Source organism: Hydrogenophaga aromaticivorans, assembly GCF_013387465.1.
Classification (GTDB): domain Bacteria; phylum Pseudomonadota; class Gammaproteobacteria; order Burkholderiales; family Burkholderiaceae_C; genus Hydrogenophaga; species Hydrogenophaga aromaticivorans.
Genome location: NZ_VYGV01000011.1, coordinates 23,206 through 42,016 on the forward strand (window position 1 = coordinate 23,206; position 18,811 = coordinate 42,016).

Sequence of the window (18,811 nt, forward strand, 5' to 3'; positions counted from 1 at the left end):
CCTCGATGAAGCGCAAATCACAAGGGTAGAAATTGAATCGGAAGGACAGCATGAGCGAAAACAAGAAGACGGTATCAGGCGAGCAAGAGCCCTCCCAGGTACCCAGCGGAACAGAGGATGGCCAGGCCGGGTTGCTGGCTCAACTCCGCGACTTGATCCCGGGTGCATTTCCTGATGGAGAGCTTGACCAAGGGTTGCTGTTGTCCGAACTAGGGCTCGGGGAATCCTCCCAAGCGTTTACTTTTGCTTGGCCGGGCATGTCCCAGGCTCGCATCGAAGGTCGTTCTCCAACCACAGCGACACTCGTTCCTGATCCAGAAGCATCGGTCAATTGGAATGATGCTGGTAATGTTCTGATTGAGGGCGACAACCTTCAGGTCTTGAAACTCTTAAAGAACGGTTATTCAGGGGCGGTGAAGCTAATCTATATCGACCCGCCTTACAACACGGGGGACAGTTTCACGTACAACGACGATTTCTCCGTTCCCGAAACCGAGTATCTGGTTGCGACTGGACAAGTCGATGAGCAGGGGCAGGCTACGACCGCAAAAAAGGAAAAGGGTGGTCGCAAGCATGCGCCGTGGCTGACGATGATGTCGTCCCGGCTTGCTATATCGCGGCATTTGCTGCGCAGAGATGGTGTGTTCCTAGCTTCGATTGACAACAATGAGGTTCATCATCTGCGCCTGCTCCTGGACGCGGTGTTTGGTGCTGAGAATTTTGTTGATATGGTCACTTGGCGCGGCGCTCGAAAGGGTGACGCGAAGCTGATGGGGGGTGGCCAAGACTACATCTTGATGTATGCGCGGGATCGCGAGTTCCTCCGTGAAAATAACGTTCGATGGCGCGAGCGAAAGGAAGGGCTGGAACCGATCTATGATCAGGTTGCAAAATTCAGAGAAGAATTTGGCCAAGATCATGAGGCCAGCACTTCCGCATTGAGGGATTGGTATAGATCTCTGTCAGATGAAAATCCATCTAAAGCGCACGATTACTACAATCGCGTCGACGAGCGAGGCATTTGGTTTCCAGACAATATTTCTAGTCCGAATTTTCGGGAAAATCTTATATACGACTGGAAAGGTTACAGCCCGCCGGAGAATGGTTGGCGTTACGACAAGAAAGCAATGCAGGCACTGCATGATGATAAGAGACTGATTTATCCGAAAGACAAGTCAAAGCGAATTCAGATTAAGTCGTACTTGCACATGCGAGAAACATGGGCTCCGTCCTCGGTGATTTACCGAGACAGGCGCTCAGCATCAAGGCAGCTTGACGAACTTATGGGTGCAAAGGTCTTTGATGACCCCAAAAGTACAGATGTATTGGCTCGCCTATTCCACGCAATTACTGACGATGGTGACTTGATCCTTGACTTCTTCGCGGGCTCGGGCTCATCCGGTCAGGCGATATGGGAGCAGAACCCCAAGGATGGGAAAAATCGTCGCTGGATACTTGTGCAGCGCCCTGAAGCGCCCGACGCAACTACTGAGTCTGGTAAGAATGCGCTCAACGCAGGCTACAAGACGATTTTCGACATTACCGCCGAACGTCTTCGGCGAGCCGCAGCACAGCTGGGCGGCGGCCTTGGCTTCCGCCTCTTCCGGGCATGTGAAACCAATCTGCAAATTGAGAGGCAGGTCTTTGCCAAGGAAGGGCAGGATGCCAATCAACAGATGTCATTGATGCTGTCAAATGCAGGACAGCCACCTGTGAAAACCAGTGCTGATCCTGCTGCGGTCGCCTGGGAAGTTGCGCTCAAAGCGACGAATAGCAGGCTGGATGCCCGCGTAGCGGCAAACGAGTACGGCGGCATCAAGGTCTTTGAGTTCCGTCCATTTGGTGCGGAGGCCTCAAGTACAGCGCGGTTCCTTATCTGTCTTGAAGCCTTCACACTGGATACTGCTAAGCACATCGGATTGACGGATGACGATACTCTCATCCTCCGAGGCGATATGGTGGACAACGCAGTAACTCTGACGCTGGCGCCACGTCTGCGCTCCAAACTAATTTTGCTGGAACGGGTGGCTCGTGAAGTTTCGCTTTGATGACCAACCCCACCAAGCGGCGGCAATTGATGCTGTCGTTGACCTGTTTCGGGGGGCTCTACTCCCGCCTCTCAACGTGGTTGCTGGTCAGGCTCCTGGCGCCGAGGGACACCAGGACTTTCAGCTCAATAGTGACCTGTTGACCGAGAATTTAAAGACGGTCACTGCCCGCGAGGATGTGGACACACAGGATGCACTCGCTCTATTGGCTGAGGCTGATCTGCAAGAGCAGGATCGCGAGTTTCCTAATTTTTCCGTGGAAATGGAGACTGGGACTGGTAAAACCTACGTCTACATCGGGACTGCGTTGCGCCTGGCTGAAGCCTACGGGCTGCGAAAATTCGTGATACTGGTTCACTCTGTAGCGATACGTGCGGGTGTCATGAAGACATTCGAGCAGACCTACGAGCATTTCCGAAGTAGGTTTCCGAATCTTCCATACAGCTGGAACCTCATGGGCGAAAGCCGAGCATTGGAGGACTTCATTGAACCCTCTGGTGGTGTGCTGTTTCTCGTCGCGAGCATCCAGTCGCTGGACAAGCCAGATACGAATACGCTGTATTCCTCGCCTGAGCAGCCTCGCATTTGGGGAGAAACCACTTCAGGGATCGTTCAAATCGCCAAGGCACGACCAGTCGTCTTGATAGACGAGCCTCAGAACATGGCAACGACGCTTCGAAGGCAAGCCATTGCGACCCTAAATCCCCTTGTGGCCCTGCGCTACAGCGCGACGCACAAAGAGCCCTTCAACCTAGTGCACCGGCTGAGTGCTAAAAGAGCGGCAGAGCTTGGCTTGGTGAAGCGCGTGGCGGTCAAGGGCATCGTCGCCGGTTCCGATGGTCAGCCCTATTTGAACGTCAAGAAAGTCGCCAGTAAAAGCAAGAAGCTCTTTGCGACGCTGATGATCGAAAAGGTTACGAAGGACGGGTCCGAACGTGTCGAAATCATCGCTCAAGTTGGCACTGATCTTTTCAACGAGTCCGGCCAACTGGCCCAATATCGTAACCTTGTTATCGACAATATTCTGCGTAAGCCAGATCGAGTTACGTTCGAGAACGGATTGACTTTGAGCGTTGGTCAAGAGATTGGCGTCGATCAGTTAGCTACTTGGCGCGACCAGGTTCGACAGACTATTCGTACGCATCTTGCTCGCCAGGCAACAATCGATGCAGCTAATTCCGATGCCAAGGTTCTCTCCCTGTTCTTTGTCGAGCGGGTGGCGGACTACGTTGGTGAGGGTGCGCCTTTGCCCATTATGTTTGACACGATCTTTCGGGAGGAGTGGTCCAGGGCTGGCTTGGGCGATGAAAAGATGCCGGAGCCCTCAGAGCTTCGGGTGGCCTACTTTCCCTCTACAAAAACCGGCATCTTGAAGGACACCAAAGGTGGCCTCGCCTCGGATGCGGAGTACGAGGCCCGGGCCTACAAGGAGATCATCGAGCACAAGGAATTGATTCTCGACCGAGGAAATCCCCGAGCTTTTATCTTCTCTCACTCGGCTCTTCGGGAAGGCTGGGATAACCCCAACGTCTTTCAGATCGGTTTTCTCCGGCATACCCGCTCGGATACCGAGCGTCGCCAACAGATCGGACGCGGCCTTCGCCTGCCGGTCAATCAAAGCGGTAACCGTATCGTCGACCCCGCCATCAATCGCCTAACCCTGGTAGTGGATGAGTCCTTCGCTGAGTTCCGCGACGGTCTCAACGCCGAATACATCGCGGCGGGCGGAAAGGGCGGTGCAGCGCCTGACGTGGAAGATGCCGACTCCGAGGTTGTCATTCGTCGCCGGTCTACGATGTTCAAGAGTCCAGCGTTTTCCGAGCTCTGGAAACGCATCCGCTATAAGGCGGTCTACAGGGTTTCTGTAGACACTCCATCACTTGTGGCCGCCGTTGCCGCCTCTGAGCACCTTGACGATCTAAAGTACATCAAGCGCCGGGCCAACGTAGTGCAGTCAGCCGAACTGATCTACGACGAAAAAGGTCTAGTCGTAACGGCTGACAGCGCAGTCAGTGAGGGCTCGGGCGAGCGTATCCTTCTTGTCGGGCAGCGACTGCCGAATGTCGTTCCTCTGGTCGAGGATCAGCTGCTCCACGGCAAGTTTCCGCTTCACCTGACACGCCCAACAATCGTCGCGATTCTGGGAACTATTCCGGATGTGTTGAAGGTTGGCGCGATGGATGACCCCGACCGCTGGGCACGTGTAGTGGCTCAGGCTATCCGAGTGGTGGTCATCGAGCAGATGGTTCAAAACATCTCCTACGAGCCCATGGACGAAGAGACCTGGTGGGACGCCAATGTGATTTTTCTTGAAGTGGAGACCAAGAGCGCACAGAAAGCTGAAGCGGGTAAACCTGCGCCTCAATCAGGCGTGGCGGGCGCTCCGGAAGGCGGAACGAATCTGTTCGATCACGTTGACTACGACAGTCACGTCGAGCGGCTTTTTGCCGAGCAGCTGGAAAACGATACTGATCGAATCAAGCTCTTCACCAAACTCCCGCGTCGTTTCAAGGTCCGGACTCCAGTGGGCGAGTATTCACCGGACTGGGCCATCGTTTGCGATGAGAACGGTACGGAGCGTCTGTACCTTGTTCGCGAGACCAAGAGCACCTTGAATCTCGATGACCTGGAGTGGGACGAGGCCATGCGGATTCGATTCGCGAAGAGGTATTTCGAAGCGGCTCCGAACGGTGAGGTGAACTTCAACCACACGACCGATAAGGACGGTTTGCGGCTTTAGCCTGTTGCACTCGGGCGATTCGTGCGCATGCCGGGCCTGTGGTCCCGGCCATCTGGTAACGCTCCCTACCGCGTTCCACTGTATTGACCCAGAAGGAAGTCCACAAGGAGCTTACCGAGGCGAGGTGGTCAAGCTATCGGGACATGGGAACGGAGCTGCAAAAGTTGCGCGAGACGCAGCCGCAGCTACCCCAATCTAAGTCAGGAAGTGAATGATGGATGCTCCTGTCTAACGAGCACCCTAGTTAGGATTCGGGCTCGTGATCAGCAAATTGACAGTTGATGGTACTGCTGTAGCCTGCTGAAAAGACCCAACCAGCAGCTTCGATCATGTCCAGAATGCCCCGCCCCACTTTTCAGGCCCGCACCTCACCTCTGACCATCAACGCGCTGGTCACCGACTTCGGAGGCGTGCCACACACGGCCGAAGAGCGCGCCACGCGTAGCACCCCCGATGACCTGGGCTTCATCTCGAATGACCACCTGGTGGCGCTGTCATGAACAAGGCCCGTCGTCAGCAGATCGAAGACATCAAGGCCCGCATCGCAATATTGCTCACCCAGGCCGAGACGATCAAGTGCGGCATCGAGCTCATCTGCAGCGAGGAACAGGACTACCGCGACAACCTGCCCGATTCCATTGCAGGGGGTGAAAAGGGGCAAAAATCGGATGCAGCGATCGAAGCCCTTGAGCAGGTCATCGAAGACCTGGAAAGCCTGATCGAAACAGATTTCTGCGGCCAACTCGACACCGCTGCCCAATGAGTTTGTTCATGCCGAGTGCGAGATCCGTTCCAACATAATCCACCGCACAAAACGACATCCAGCAGGGCCTATTCGATGGCACAGTTCCTCTCCATTTTTCTCTCAGCCATGCTGGCGTTCGTCACGAGTGGCTGTTCCGATCAAGCTGGCACAGAGGTGCAAGGCCCCAAGACGCTCAAGGGTGAGATCGTCGACACCGCAGACCTGTTCAGGAACACATCGGCCTACGAGGGTCGCACGGTGGTCTTCTATGTCACGCAGGTTCGGGGGAACAGTGAAACTGAACTGATGGGCGAGTCCGTGTCTGTGATCAGCCATGATCGAAAGGCGTCATCGCCCTTCACATCCATGATGCCATCCAATGCAGCGCTTCCAAGGTGGATCGCCCTGGGACTTGATCCGCAGAGGATGTACACCGTGACCTTCCAGGGCCGTCCCGTGGACGTATCGGAGGGCAAGAAGTTGCTCTACACCATCCAGATCGAGGACTTCATCGTCAACAGCGATGACGGGGAGGCCGACGAACGATTCCTCACACAGCCGCAGCCCGTCAAGGAAGCCTTGCCAGGCGCTCAGCTCACGTTGCCGATCCCGGTCACGGTCAAAGACCCGGACCAGCTGGCGCTCCATCCGGAAGCCTACAAAAAGCGGCCTGTCCGCACCAAGCTCACTCTGGTGCAAAGTAGGTTCGCTCCGTTCGATGACGAGTTCTTGCTGGTGCTGGACGATCGCCTCAAAGTCATCGTCAGAAAAGATGTGTTGAAACCACTCATGAGCTCAATGCCGGGCGTGGTCGATGTCGAGCTGATCGGCTATCTGGTACCGTCACGGGACAAGGACAGTTCGACTGTCCTTCGCGCCGACAGCCTGCGCATCCTTGCCCCCTGAACCGGATCAAGAACAGGACCACCCGTGGACGAACCGATCGGCGCATCGCAAATGCTCTTCGTTGACTCGCGCGAGACTCGGAGCCTGATCCCCGCGATGCTCAAGCAAGCCGGGGTGCCCTTCGACATGGTGGAGATGCCCGCCGGCGACTACAGGCTTGGGCCATACCTGATCGAACGCAAAACGGTGAACGATCTGGCCGCCTCCATCTTCGATGGCCGCCTGTTTGAGCAAGCCGAGGCGGTTTGCAACAGTGCTGATCGCCCCATGCTGTTGATCGAAGGGGACCTCGCTTCAGGGCAATCCCAGATCCAGGACGAGTCGCTCTACGGCGCGATCTCTTCGCTCACCGTCTTCTGGGGTCTGCAGATCATCTTCATGCCCTCCGCAGCAGCCAGCGCCCGTTTCCTGGGCCGCCTGCACAAGCACATGACCGAGGGATTGGGCTATGAGGTTGCCACGCGTGTGGCCAAGCCCAAGGTAGCCCCTGATGGTGCGGCTGCCCAGTACCTGGTCTGTGGCCTTCCCGGCGTTGGCCCGGAGCTGGCCAGGAAGCTGCTGACCCACTTTGGCAGCGCCAACGGGGTGTTCCAGGCTTCTGAGCTGGACTTGCGCTCATGCAAGGGTGTTGGCCCCAGCACGGCCCGAAAGATCGTCGAAGCGCTTGAGCATCGACCCACCAGCTTTCGCAGCACCAAAACGGCACCAGACTGGCGCTGAAGCCCCGAATTCCGTGTCACCCGAGGCGGGTGACGGTCCAACAGTCCGGCCTCTTGCTCATCTTTTGTATTGCACAATACAAAGCATGAGCGCCAATGCACCCACTTCGCCAACGGTTCAGAACTACACCGAGCTGCAGGTGGCCTATGACCACTTCAACAAGGCACTTTTCGATGGTGCTCTGCCGGCGTGCCTGATCACGCTGCAGCGCGAGAAGCGGTCCTTTGGCTATTTTTCTCACCAGCGCTTTGCCAATCTGCAGGGCGTCATGACCGACGAAATCGCGCTCAATCCGGCCTACTTCGCAATCGTCCCTCTCGTCGAGACGATGCAGACGCTGGTGCACGAGATGGTCCACCTGTGGCAGCACCACCTGGGCAAGCCCGGCCGCACCCGCTATCACAACGATGAGTGGGCCAACAAGATGCAATCCATCGGACTGATGCCCTCCTCGACCGGCAAACCAGGTGGCAAACGCACTGGCGACCATGTTGCCGACTATGCGATCGAGGGCGGCCTGTTCCTTCAGGCCTGCGCGGAGTTGGTCACCAAGGACTTCCAGATCAGCTGGTACGACAGGTTCCCGGAGCCGCGCCAGATGGAAGCAGGGAATGAGGTGCAGTCGATGCAGCTGAGTGCGTCGGTGGGTGGCGGTGTGACATCCTCACAGAGCCAGGCGGTCAGGACAGCGCTTCACCTGCCTGCAGCCGGGCAAGCTGCCCCCGTGAAGCCGCCCACGCGGTCGAAGTACACCTGCGCATGCCGGCAGAGCGTCTGGGGCAAGCCAGGCATGAAGCTCTTGTGCCTCCTGTGCTCCAAGCCGTTTCTGGATTGCACAAACGAAGCCACGGCAGTGCCAGCCGGTTCGCCGCCGCGGCAAGGTGTTTGAGCACGACTGATGCAATGCCACCAGCCCCGATGCAACGACAGATAGATGATTGCATCCAACGACCTGTTTGGTATGCTGATTTCCATCGGTAAAAAGCCGAACGCCCTGCCCGGGTGATCGGTCTCGGGGGTGAAGTTGTACCCGACACTGTTGGTGGTCCTGGCGGCAATGGGTTCACTCGTGCGCTGCTGCCAACCACGGGCTCCGACTCGGTGCAACAAAGCCCGCTCTATCTTTGAAATTTCATGACTATGTCTTTTGCGCTTCAACTGATGCTGCCGCTGATGGTTGTGCTGGCTGTGCTGTTCATCATCAGTCTTTTCCATCATGGTCGGCTTGGCCGGTTGAGCCTTGTTTTCGCGACGGCTTTGCTCCCGTTGGCATATTTGGAGTGGGTCCGCCCCAACTCTGAATTTCCACCTCACATGGATCAGCTCATTTTGTTGGGGTTATCGGGAATGGTGGTCCTCGTCTATGTCTGGAACCTGATCGTGGAGCGGCGACTTCGTGCTGATGGTCAGCAAGATGACTGATCCTGCAGGTGGCGTTGCGCGGGAGACGGCATGGGCGCACAGCGCATCCAATTGCGTCGACCAGGACCAGATCCAGGTGTCTCAGGACGGCGCCACGGTCTGGGTTCATTCGACCACCGATGGCAGCACCGTTGGCCGCTTCTCAAAGTGTTTCGGTATGGACGTGCATTCCACCGTCACACAACAGCTCGCAGGTGTTTCACAGTGCCTCCACTGCACTCACGCGCCGGCAACGGAGGGTGATTGGCAGGCGTTCGTTGAACTGATGCTCAAGCATCACGGGATTGCCGTCCCGCGTGGCCTGGTTCGATTTTCGTAGCCTACCGACAACAACAATTCGTGTTGGTGATGGCGCGAAAGCCCGAATTGACGGGGATACTGGCAGCCCATCACCCAGGAAGGATCAAGGCTATGGCCAACAACAACTACAGCGGCGCAGCACGCAAAGCGCTCACACCTCAAGACCCGAGAGCGTTGAGCGCCGACGAGATTCAGCAGCTCAGAGAGGCTGGCTACGACGTCATACCGATGAATGACTATGACCCTGCATTGTTTGGCTGGATCCATGTTGCCTCGGAGGCCAAGCAGTCCGATTGGAAAGAGCACCAGCCATATCGGCGTTCCCGGGATCAGGCCTGGGTAGACTGTCAGGACTACGCCGGCTGCAATCTGCCATCCACACCCACACCGGACTGGCTCTCATGATGGAAGCGGAAGCTATGCAAGCACCACCCCTGTCCTACCACGACCAAGTCAACGTCGAGATTGAGGTTCAGCTGATCGCCCTGGCCCGTCGCATGACCGAGCTGCGCGGGGTATCCGGTGTCGATGCAGAGCGGGACGCTGTTCGCGAAGCCATTCGGACGATCGGGCGCACCGCGGCCTTTTTCGGTGGGTTCGATGCCATGAAGCGACTGCACGATGCTGTGGAGGACATGACCGGCTCCTCCAATGAGATCGGCTACGAACTCAACTTCGCCTGGGACGGCATCGGCGGCTGGTGGTCCTGAGCCCGAGCCCGCCCATCTCAGCGATCAGCCCTTTTCCTGTTTGTCCAGGATCGCCTGTACGGCCGCGAACAGTTCGTCAGCCTGTCCACCGGCACTCTCGAACTCATCGAGCAGGTCAGCGAATTCATCGCGCTGCCATTGCCTTTCCTGATCCTCGCGCGCACGGTTCTCCAGTGCATCCAGATCGATCGCGTTGAAGCCGTGGGCACGATGCAACCATGCCTCGGCGTAATCTCGCTCGTCGCTCCCGTTGCTCCCGTAGCGGTCCGCACGCGGGCAAGCGGTGAAGTTTTGTATGCCGGCCAGGTCCCCTACAAAGCTGCGCAAGAGTTCGGCGGGGGTCATTTGCACCTGATGGGCCTCACGCACGAATTCAGGTGGCACCCGTAGCGTGACTTCGATCGTCTCATCCGGTACGAAGCGCCCGTCTTCCCCTGGAACGATGCCCACAGGCGCTCGAAATCCACCCGGCTTGGCGTCGCAGTACCAGCCGATCACTTCGGGCTGTGGCCCTTCATCGCCGCTCACCTCTTCGAACCTGTCCAGCTCAGGCACACGTCGCAGGCTCTGATCTAAGTAGGGGCGGAAGTAGCAGCCCCCGGGGGAGACCTCGCCAAAGGGTTTCGCGGCCACGACGTAGCCGATCTGGCCCACGTCGCGCCGGTTGTGTTCTTCGCTCCAGGGACCCGCACCGATCAGTTCCCGCGTGATGCCGGCGTGCTCAATCGTCAGGAGCGTTTGCCCGGTTTCTGATTGTTGAGCATCGATCAGACGTGCGTTGTGCACCCTGAGGTTTGATCCGGGCTGGGTCAGTTCAGATAGAGGGTCGAAGATCATGCGCTTTTCACTCCAGAAGATGGGCGCATTGTGCCCGCACCTGGCGCATCAGCCCACGGGAAACGGCGGCAATTGTGTTCCCGCTGCCGCATCCCAGCTCCAAAGCAATTTGCCGCTCTCACGGTAGTGGGTGATCTTCGCGCGTTTTCTCTCCAGGTATTGCGGCGTTGCCATCCCGAAGACTTCCAAGTACCAGGGGCGCTTCGTGTCGGTCAACACAAAATCAGGATGCACTTCTTCCTGGCCGGTGTACCGCAGCGGCTTCACAAACGCCCGTCCCTCTTCGACCAGTGCATTGGCCACCTGCGCCTCGAATCCGCTTTCAACAGGAATGAATCGGCCGGTCGTTTCCATCAGCGATCCGTAAAGCCAATTGAGCGCCCCTTTCTCGCTGAATTGCAGCCCTGCGATCACGAACAACCGCGTTCCCTCCCCGGCAGATCCACCCATTGCTGACATGAATCTCTCCAGCCGGCCGTTCCAGCCCTTCTCGATTTGGGTCATCGCTGACGCGGGGATCCAGATCGGCATGCTGTCCGGGAATCCCTTCAGGCGCAGCCCGCGGCTGTACTTCCCATCAAAAAACGATCTGCACTCCGCTATCACCATCAGCACGGGCCGCTCACCCGCTGGACATTTCGCCTGCAGGTGCATGTAGCTCTCTGCGATCAAGGCCTCTTTGTGTCTCTGCGCTGGATCATCCAGCCGCGTGTCTGGCACGTACACGATGCTTGATGCCCTGCTCTTGCCCAGCACGATGTCATCGAGTTCGTTTCTGAGCTTCTCGTACACGTCGCCCAGGGTGCGCGGCCGCTGTTCCGGCGCCGGCGGTGTCCAGCGATGCAGCCCAGCCCTCTCCCACAACAGGTGCAGCAGGCCCAGCAGCTTCACCTGCTGGCGCGACGATCCGGCACCAGTCGGCGTTGCAGCCGTGGGCGCACTCGCTGCCGTGGCACCCCTGCCCACCTGAACCGTTCTCAACGGGACGTCGAGCTTGATGTCCAGAAGCCCATCGGACCTCTTGTGGATCGCTGATGTCGACCCCCCATTCACCCCCGAGACATCCATCCCGCCATGCGATGGGCACGCCTGGTGATGGCTCTCACCGCTTCCGGGTGTCCGCTTCAGGCTGTACGTCCTGCCCCTGCGCTCGACGTACATAGGGATTGGGCTCTCCCTTCCTCGGCAAAGGCACCTCGGTGTCTCCCGCGACAGGTACACGTCCTGCAGCACCGTTTGCCAGCGCCCAGGGTCGGACTCAGCTACCTGCCGCGACAACACCCGCCCACCGAGCAGCACCAGTTCCGGACCAGCTTGCGCCCGAGCATTCTCATGTGACCAGTCAACCATCCGGGTCTCCCCTTCTTGGACCGCACCAACCACCTACACAAAAACCAGAAATCAAAAAGACAGCACGGTACTTAAGCAAAGATTTTTTAACCAACAGGCTGTGCGGACCTGATGGCCCTGGCGCCTCACGGCTACCAGTGGGTTCGGCGTGTTCATGCTCTCGCAATCCCACTATCCGTGACCGTTGGAACTTTCGTGTCCCGCACGTGCGCTTTCCCTCCCACATGGGGCGGAATAGGGGAAGCGCAGACCCCCTGAATATTTGTAGACGGCGTTACCCGTCCGTACTGCAGCCACACCATGTTCACGGTGTTCTAACAGATGGCCAACCTCATACACGACCCTGGACTTTCGCCCTCAGTCGAGTACCCGCTTGCTACAGCGGCAGGCCTAAACATAGCTTTTGATTAATTTTTAAGCAGATATCACCAATCCAGACCGTCATACCTACCTTCCAACAGTAAGTAATTCACGCTCTGTAGGCTTTCCCCACTTAATTTTTTTGATAAGTCATTGATTTAGAACCATTTTTAGAGATGTTTTTCACACTCTGTATGGCTCTGTTCTGGAATCCCGACAGCTTGAGGAAGGGCATTCCTTATGACCAGGCATCAAAAAAAGACCGCCCTTGGATGGGGTGGTCAAAACCTATCGAATCTACAGCCAATTTCTCGGCCTCCAGATCATCCCGCAACAGCGGATTTGGTGATCTTTACCCGCCCAGGTGGCGGGAGTGGTGATGACTCTACTACATCTTCGGTTCTCTCGGCAAGTTGAAAGCTCACCTGCTGGAGGGGTGCTTTTGGGGCAGCTTTCTGCCCCAACCGGGACAGAATTTTGACAAGGTTTCGTGGAAGCCATGTGAGATTTGACTTCCGCACGAACCGCGAGATGCTTTTGCAAGGAAGGTGCCTTTTCTACGAAAAGCGATCAACCCATTGCTCGCCTTTCGTAGAAACACCATTGTTTTCGTAGAAACCCACCTTCAGGAGCCAACTCTTTCGAAAACCTTGCCGTTTTCTGCCCCAAACGACCCTCTTTTCATGAAAACCAAGATCACTCTCAGTGCACACGAACTCGGTCTCGATGACGTCTTCTCCCGACTCGCAGGGCTCAAGACTGAATCCACACGAGCCAGCGCCCTGCGCTTTCTGCTGCCGCACCTCATTGAGGTCGGTCGGCTACCTCAATGGTTTCTAGACATCCCATCCCAATGCCCACTAATCACGTCCCAGATCACCATCCGCCTGGACCTGCGAGAGGACGAACCAGCCCTGTCGCGCGTCCTCCAGTGGTTGATGAGCCACCCGTCATCCAGCTATCCACGCCAGATCAAGCATTTGCTGTCTTCAGCTTCTGCCCCGGCTGACATCCGGCTGCCGGCTGTTGCCACGCAGGTCCAAACGACCACACATCCCGTATCCCCACCACAGCCTGCCGCCCTGCCCCAGCCCCAGCCCGCAGCAATAAATCCACCGGCATCTCCCCAGCCCGAATCTGGCCTGGCGACCCGCACTCGATCAGCGTTCTCCAACGCCTCTTCCTTCTTTCAATCCACCTTCGAACCCACCCAACCATGAAACCGCGCACCATCATCTCCATCGACGTCGGCTACGGGAACACCAAGCTGGTCTACAGACACCTCATCGACGCACAAGGCCACTCCCGCTGGTCGGAGTTCTGCTTCCCATCGGTGGCACCCAGGGCCATGGCCGAAGACATGATCTTGGGCGTCAACAACCCCAACCGCATCCTGATCGAGGTCGACGGCCAGAACTACTTCGCCGGCCTCAAGCCCACCAGCGCCAGCGTTCCCCGCACGCTCTCGCCCGACTACATCGGCTCCGTCACGCACGAGGTCTTGTTGCGCACAGCGATCCACATCGCGATGCGCGAGGCCGGTCATTTCCAGTCCGAAATCGACCTGCTGGTCCTGGGCCTGCCCGTCTCCGGTTTTCAGAGCAACGCCAAACGGCTGCACGAGATCGCGATGCGCCCGCGCACGGTTCCCGTGCCGGTGGGCATGAACCATCAGTTCGGCGAGGCGCGCTCGATTGAGGTCAAGGCCAAGGATTGCATGATCTTCCCGCAACCCTATGGTGGCTTTCGATTGGCCGCCGACACGCTCACCGAAGACGATCCCATTTTCAAGAACGGCATGGTCTCCATGGTGATCGACCCCGGCTATCGCACATTCGACTGGTTCGTCAGTTCTGGCCTGCACCCCGAATTGAACATGAGCGGCAGTTTTGATGGTGGCGTCAGCTCGATCCTTCGTGCCGTGAGTTCGAAGCTCGGCTTTGACACCGGCTTTGGAAGCCTCGAATTCGACATGGTGGAACACGGCCTGAACACCGGCACCATCAATCTGGGCCACACCGTCATCGATATGACGCCCTATCGCAAAGTGGCAAACGATGCGGCCGAAAAGGAAGTCTCCGCATTTGTCACCCGGCTTTCTGCCACCAACGCGAACATCAGCCGAATTTTCCTCACCGGTGGTGGCGCTCATTTCTACGAGGAAGCGCTGCGCAAGCGCTTGCCAGGGTACGAAATCATCGCGATGTCCAACAGTGTCATGTCCAACGCCCGCGGTTATTGGCTGGCCGGCGCCGACAAGTTCATGAGCGCATGACGGTATCTCCGTAACTCAAATTTGACTCTGCCGTCGACTCCCTCAAACTGAAAGCGCGAGGAAAGAATGCAACCCGCACAACCCAACGAACCAATCTTTAAGGAGAACCCACATGATCAACAAAATCCTCTTCTGGAACCTCAAGCCGCTCGCTCCGGGCGAACTGACGCAGACCGAACGGCTCCTGGCCCAGCGCAAGGAACAGGGCCGGATGGAGCCCTACATGAGCCTTCGGGAAATGCTGCTGACGGCCATCACCGTGATGGTGATCGGCACGATGTTGTTCAACCTGATCGAGTCGAACTCGGCCTACGCATTGTTCATGTACCTTGGCCTGGTGTTTTCGATCATCGGCCTGCTCGGCTCGATCAAATACGCGCGGGAACTGGTGCAGACGACGTGGCGGGACCAGATGCATCGCGGCAAGACGTTCGAATGATCATCCTGCGCTTGCTGGTGGTCCTGGACGTGATCTTCATGGTCCAGGCCGCTCGAAAGCGGCTGTATCTGGAGCTGCGCCGTGAGGGTGCCGAGCCTGACGCGGCGAACCGGTCTTTGCTGGGTATCGTGGGGTTCTGGGCCAACCGCTCTCCCCTGCTCTGGCTGGCTGCAGCCAGCGTCGGATACGTTGCCAAATCGGTGGCCGGCGCCCTGTCGATGGGCAACACGGCGTTGATCGCAGGCGGCATTTTTGGGCTCTCGCTGTGCATGTCTGCGGTCAGCGCCATCCGGCTGTATCGCCTGGTCGGCAACGAGGAACTGCGCACCCACCTGCTCACGCCCCGCCCCGTGGCCGAACAGATCGATGGTTCCATCCTCTGATCCTGCGTTGAAACCACTCTCCCAAAGCACACCATGGGCCTCTTTGCACTCTTCAACAAGGACCGGAAAGCGCATGTTCACCGCGCCATCGAACTACCGAGCGAAATCCTCCAGGCCAGCCTGACGTTTCACCATGGCAAGGTGTATTGCCAGGGTTCGATGCAGATCGATGCCCGCATGCGCCATTGCCACATCTATGCGTCCAAGCACGAGCCCATCGTTGTCTCCGCCCTGGCCAAGATGCTGGCCTGCCAGGTCCACGGCCACGATGTTGTCATTGAGGGCGACTTCGCCGGCGAAATCTTCGCGTCCGGCGATGTCGAGGTGACCGCATCGGCGCGCATCGCCGGCCTCATTCAGTGCAACGGCAAGGTCGTCATCAGCCCGCTGGTCGACGCGCGCCTCGTGCGCATCGAGCGCACCCAACAAACCGTGACGGCGCTACCCCCGCAACGCCCTCCCAACACCACAAGCAGCCTCGGCTGGACAACCGAACATGGAACCGACCCATCACGCACGCGGCTTGCCAAGCGAAGCTGAACAGGCTTTCAAGCAGGCCAGAACACAAGCCCAACGCGAAGCCAGCGGCCGTGCAGACGGCATCCTCAATCGCTATCGCCTGAGAAGCGCCGAGGCCCAGTTCACGGCCTTCAAGACACGCCGCTTTGCCAACCTGCGCAACAACCGGACCCTGAAGCTGTTTGGCGTCTCACTTGTGCTGGCCAGCACCACCGCCGTTCTCGTGGTGCAGAACCTGGACCAGATCCACGAGCGCGCCGCGGCATGGATTCAGGGTGATCCGAGTGGGCCAGTGGCTACATCGGGCCCAGCGCCAGCAGCCCCCGGCCCGACCACGCTTGCGCAAGCGGAAATCCAACGGCCAATGGCAACCAGCCCAACACGCACAACAGAGCAGTCGGCCCATGCAGGTGCGTTGACCATGCCGGTGCCGATCAACGTCGGCCAGGATCTGGCAGCGATTGCTTCGCCGCTGGATGCGAAGGCCATCACCTTGCCAAGCATTCCCGCGCCCATCACTGGGCGGAAGGAAAGCGCTGCGCCTCAACAACTGGCGCAAGCCCTACGCAAACCACCCCCAGCCCGGTTGGACCCCTTGCCGGTAGCTGAGACAGGGACGACGGAACAGGCTGCACCCACCAGAGTAGAAGAACCAGCCATTGACCCCGACCTGAGGTTGGCGGTCGAAGCAGCCCGAACACGTGTCAGCGCCGGTTCGAGCGCTGCGCTGCAAACCAGCAAAAGCACCACCGGTGTGTTCGTTGAGCTCAAGAAAGCTGAGGGCAACCGGGCTGCGAAGGACACCCCCGCGAGCACCCCGGGCAGCAGCCCAGCGCCGACCACCAGCGCCCCATCAGCGCCGACAGCCCGGTTCACGCTGGTGAGCGTGCTCAGCGATGGCGTGCTGGTGCGCACCGGCCAGCAGGTCAAACCCATTCGCATAGGCCAGGAGCTGCCCGATGGCAGGCAACTTCTTGCGGTCGACCAAAAAGCGGGTACGTTTGAAGCCAAGAAAGAAATCGCCGGAACATCCATGCCATGACCACGAACCCGAACCAGACCCCCATCGAGAATCAGAATGGCTTCGTCCTTCTCTTCAGGTTCGTCCCCTATTTCTTGATGATCGTGGCGGTGACATCGATGTTCATCCTTGCCTATAAAACTTCGGTTCTGAATGGCAAACCGCTCCTTCCTCTGGATGTAAAAAACAATGCGAGCATGGTGGCCACGGTGAATGCCATCCTGCTCGTACTGCACGTGCTCGCCAACCGGCTGTTCGAATCCAGGTGGGCTTACTACGCCTGCAAGATCAGCCTCTATCTGTGCAGTGTCAGTCTGCTGGCCGCCGTCTACTACCTGATCAGGGGCGGTGCTGTCACGTTCGGGATCGGTGTGCCTCTTGCGCTGCTGGCTATTGCACTGGCCTTGATGGTGATTTTTTCGCACTCCCGCTTCTTCGAGACCACCCCCCCACGCCGGGCTGCAATGGCCGATGGCTCCATGCCCTCGAACGCGGATCTGCATACCGACCAGTTCACCATGAGCAAGCCCAAGATCGGCTTCGCTGCCATCCTGGGCATGGACGAACTCAAGGCTCGGCTGCTGGCGGCCGGCAAAGAGGTGATGGCGAGCAAGGGAAAGAAAGGCGCGCGCAATGGCATCTTGCTGCACGGTGACCCCGGCAACGGCAAGACCGCATTTGCGCAAGCACTGGCCGGCGAACTCAAGGTCAAATTTCTCAGCATCTCCTATTCGGACACCGCGACGATGTGGGTGGGCGAGCAGTCCCGCAAACTCAAATCGGCGGTCGAGCAAGCGAAGCGCAACGCGCCATGCGTGTTCTTCATCGACGAGATCGACTCGTTCATCAGCCAGCGCTCCAGCGAGCAAAACAACCGGCCTGAGTCGAAAGACATCGTGAACCTGATGCTCACCGAACTGGTGGAGTTGCGAAATCACAAGGTGCTGGTGATGGCGGCGACCAACTTGCTCGAATCCTTGGATGCTGCGGCCATCAGGGAAGGCAGGTTCGACTACAAGATCGAAGTCACGCCCCCAGACGCCAAAGCGCGTCTCGGGTTGCTGCGCCTTGGACTCCAACGCAACCTGCCCAAGGCCACTGTGGATGATCAGGTGGCCGAGCGCGTGGCGGATCGCTGGAACGGGTTTTCTGTGAAACGCATCCTGGCCGTGACCGAGGAACTGCCCTCCTACTTGCAGCGCCACCAGCGGCCGCTCGGTGCGCCCCTGGGCTTCGAGGACTTCATGGGCGCACTGCGCTCGGTCCAAGGCCGCAAAGGCATCGAGCTGGAGAAGGTTCGCCCACTGAGCGACCTCATCCTGGGTGAAGAACTGCGCGATGCGCTCGACGGGATCGTTGCCCGCCTGCAGGACCCCGATGGCACTGAACGCCGTGGCGGAACCTTGCCGACTGGCCTGCTGTTTTACGGACCACCGGGCACAGGCAAAACCGCCGTGGCCAAGGCGATGTGCAAGGAAGTCGGCTGGGCATTTCTCACAGCCACCGGTGCGGAGCTATCGCGCGATCCCGAGACCTTGAGCAAGCTCTACAAGAACGCGATGGAGATCCGGCCGTGTCTCATCTTCATCGATGAGGCCGACGAACTGCTGCTCAGTCGCCAGCATTCGACCCACACCGCGTCGACCAACAAGCTGCTGTCCATCATGGACGGAGCCTCAGACCGCGTGCACGACGTGGTCTGGATTGCAGCGACGAACCATCCCGAGCAAATCGACTCGGCATTGTTGCGCGGTGGCCGATTCACCGAAAAGCTGGAATTCGAACTGCCTCAAGCCAGCGCCATCTCTGCTCACATCGAAAAATGGCTGAAAACCCGTTCTATTCGACTTGATCTTTCTTTGTCGCATGGCGATATTGCCCACAGCCTTCGCGATCAGAGCATTGCCAACATTGAGGCGGTGTTGCAAGCCGCCGTCAACCGGGCCATTGGCCGCAAGGAATCCACCGTATCTTTGCAGGCAATCGACATTGAACGTGCTGCAAAGCAGGTAATATAGCCAACATCATTCACCCCA

20 protein-coding genes are annotated in these 18,811 nt (G+C 58.2%); 18 read left to right on the plus strand and 2 right to left on the minus strand.

The window, feature by feature from the left end; translation table 11 throughout:
- Positions 1-50 precede the first annotated feature (50 nt).
- From F3K02_RS12545 to F3K02_RS12595, 11 genes are all read left to right on the plus strand, one after another.
- Positions 51-2,048: a site-specific DNA-methyltransferase gene (locus tag F3K02_RS12545; RefSeq protein ID WP_177135970.1), complete on the plus strand. Its 1,998-nt coding sequence runs from the start codon at positions 51-53 to the stop codon at positions 2,046-2,048.
- Entirely contained in the window at positions 2,032-4,788 is a 2,757-nt protein-coding gene (locus F3K02_RS27890) for a restriction endonuclease (RefSeq protein WP_177135971.1), read from the plus strand. Before F3K02_RS12545 ends, F3K02_RS27890 begins: the two co-directional genes overlap by 17 nt.
- Positions 4,789-5,117: 329 nt before the next feature.
- Entirely contained in the window at positions 5,118-5,288 is a 171-nt protein-coding gene (locus F3K02_RS12555; protein WP_218179453.1) for a hypothetical protein, read from the plus strand.
- Positions 5,285-5,551 (plus strand): hypothetical protein, encoded by a 267-nt coding sequence (locus F3K02_RS12560; protein WP_177135973.1) that lies wholly within the window; start codon positions 5,285-5,287, stop codon positions 5,549-5,551. Before F3K02_RS12555 ends, F3K02_RS12560 begins: the two co-directional genes overlap by 4 nt.
- Before the next feature lie 75 nt (positions 5,552-5,626).
- A complete protein-coding gene (locus tag F3K02_RS12565) occupies positions 5,627-6,439 on the plus strand; it encodes a hypothetical protein (RefSeq protein WP_177135974.1) in 813 nt (270 codons plus the stop codon).
- A gap of 24 nt (positions 6,440-6,463) precedes the next feature.
- Positions 6,464-7,159: an ERCC4 domain-containing protein gene (locus F3K02_RS12570; RefSeq protein ID WP_177135975.1), complete on the plus strand. Its 696-nt coding sequence runs from the start codon at positions 6,464-6,466 to the stop codon at positions 7,157-7,159.
- A gap of 85 nt (positions 7,160-7,244) precedes the next feature.
- Positions 7,245-8,048: a SprT-like domain-containing protein gene (locus tag F3K02_RS12575; RefSeq protein ID WP_177135976.1), complete on the plus strand. Its 804-nt coding sequence runs from the start codon at positions 7,245-7,247 to the stop codon at positions 8,046-8,048.
- A gap of 245 nt (positions 8,049-8,293) precedes the next feature.
- Positions 8,294-8,581, plus strand: coding sequence for a hypothetical protein (locus F3K02_RS12580; protein ID WP_177135977.1), 288 nt, complete (start codon positions 8,294-8,296; stop codon positions 8,579-8,581).
- On the plus strand, positions 8,556-8,900 hold the full coding sequence (locus F3K02_RS12585) for a hypothetical protein (protein WP_218179454.1): 345 nt from the start codon (positions 8,556-8,558) through the stop codon (positions 8,898-8,900). The genes F3K02_RS12580 and F3K02_RS12585 overlap by 26 nt, the downstream gene beginning before the upstream one ends.
- Positions 8,901-8,992: 92 nt before the next feature.
- On the plus strand, positions 8,993-9,286 hold the full coding sequence (locus F3K02_RS12590) for a hypothetical protein (protein WP_177135978.1): 294 nt from the start codon (positions 8,993-8,995) through the stop codon (positions 9,284-9,286).
- 14 nt (positions 9,287-9,300) lie between these two features.
- On the plus strand, positions 9,301-9,591 hold the full coding sequence (locus F3K02_RS12595) for a hypothetical protein (RefSeq protein WP_177135979.1): 291 nt from the start codon (positions 9,301-9,303) through the stop codon (positions 9,589-9,591).
- Between the two features lie 24 nt (positions 9,592-9,615).
- Here the strand turns inward: F3K02_RS12595 and F3K02_RS12600 are convergent, their stop codons facing one another.
- Together F3K02_RS12600 and F3K02_RS12605 are read right to left on the minus strand one after the other, a co-directional pair.
- The gene (locus F3K02_RS12600; RefSeq protein WP_177135980.1) at positions 9,616-10,428 is read right to left on the minus strand and encodes a hypothetical protein; all 813 of its coding nucleotides are present in this window, start codon (positions 10,426-10,428) and stop codon (positions 9,616-9,618) included.
- 48 nt (positions 10,429-10,476) lie between these two features.
- Complete coding sequence (locus tag F3K02_RS12605; protein ID WP_177135981.1) at positions 10,477-11,778, minus strand: DUF1173 family protein; 1,302 nt, start codon at positions 11,776-11,778, stop codon at positions 10,477-10,479.
- Between the two features lie 1,043 nt (positions 11,779-12,821).
- On the opposite strand from F3K02_RS12605, the gene F3K02_RS12610 reads away from it, so the two are divergent.
- The 7 genes from F3K02_RS12610 to F3K02_RS12640 all read left to right on the plus strand — a co-directional run bounded on the left by F3K02_RS12610 (position 12,822) and on the right by F3K02_RS12640 (position 18,793).
- Positions 12,822-13,358 carry a hypothetical protein gene (locus F3K02_RS12610; protein WP_177135982.1) on the plus strand — a complete coding sequence of 179 codons (537 nt, stop codon included), beginning with the start codon at positions 12,822-12,824 and terminating at the stop codon, positions 13,356-13,358.
- Entirely contained in the window at positions 13,355-14,413 is a 1,059-nt protein-coding gene (locus F3K02_RS12615) for a ParM/StbA family protein (RefSeq protein ID WP_177135983.1), read from the plus strand. The genes F3K02_RS12610 and F3K02_RS12615 overlap by 4 nt, the downstream gene beginning before the upstream one ends.
- A 112-nt stretch (positions 14,414-14,525) precedes the next feature.
- Positions 14,526-14,852 (plus strand): hypothetical protein, encoded by a 327-nt coding sequence (locus F3K02_RS12620; protein WP_177135984.1) that lies wholly within the window; start codon positions 14,526-14,528, stop codon positions 14,850-14,852.
- The gene (locus F3K02_RS12625; protein WP_177135985.1) at positions 14,849-15,235 is read left to right on the plus strand and encodes a hypothetical protein; all 387 of its coding nucleotides are present in this window, start codon (positions 14,849-14,851) and stop codon (positions 15,233-15,235) included. Before F3K02_RS12620 ends, F3K02_RS12625 begins: the two co-directional genes overlap by 4 nt.
- Positions 15,236-15,268: 33 nt before the next feature.
- Positions 15,269-15,775 (plus strand): polymer-forming cytoskeletal protein, encoded by a 507-nt coding sequence (locus F3K02_RS12630; RefSeq protein ID WP_177135986.1) that lies wholly within the window; start codon positions 15,269-15,271, stop codon positions 15,773-15,775.
- Positions 15,732-16,796: a hypothetical protein gene (locus tag F3K02_RS12635; RefSeq protein WP_177135987.1), complete on the plus strand. Its 1,065-nt coding sequence runs from the start codon at positions 15,732-15,734 to the stop codon at positions 16,794-16,796. Before F3K02_RS12630 ends, F3K02_RS12635 begins: the two co-directional genes overlap by 44 nt.
- Complete coding sequence (locus tag F3K02_RS12640; RefSeq protein WP_177135988.1) at positions 16,793-18,793, plus strand: AAA family ATPase; 2,001 nt, start codon at positions 16,793-16,795, stop codon at positions 18,791-18,793. The genes F3K02_RS12635 and F3K02_RS12640 overlap by 4 nt, the downstream gene beginning before the upstream one ends.
- Positions 18,794-18,811: the final 18 nt, after the last annotated feature.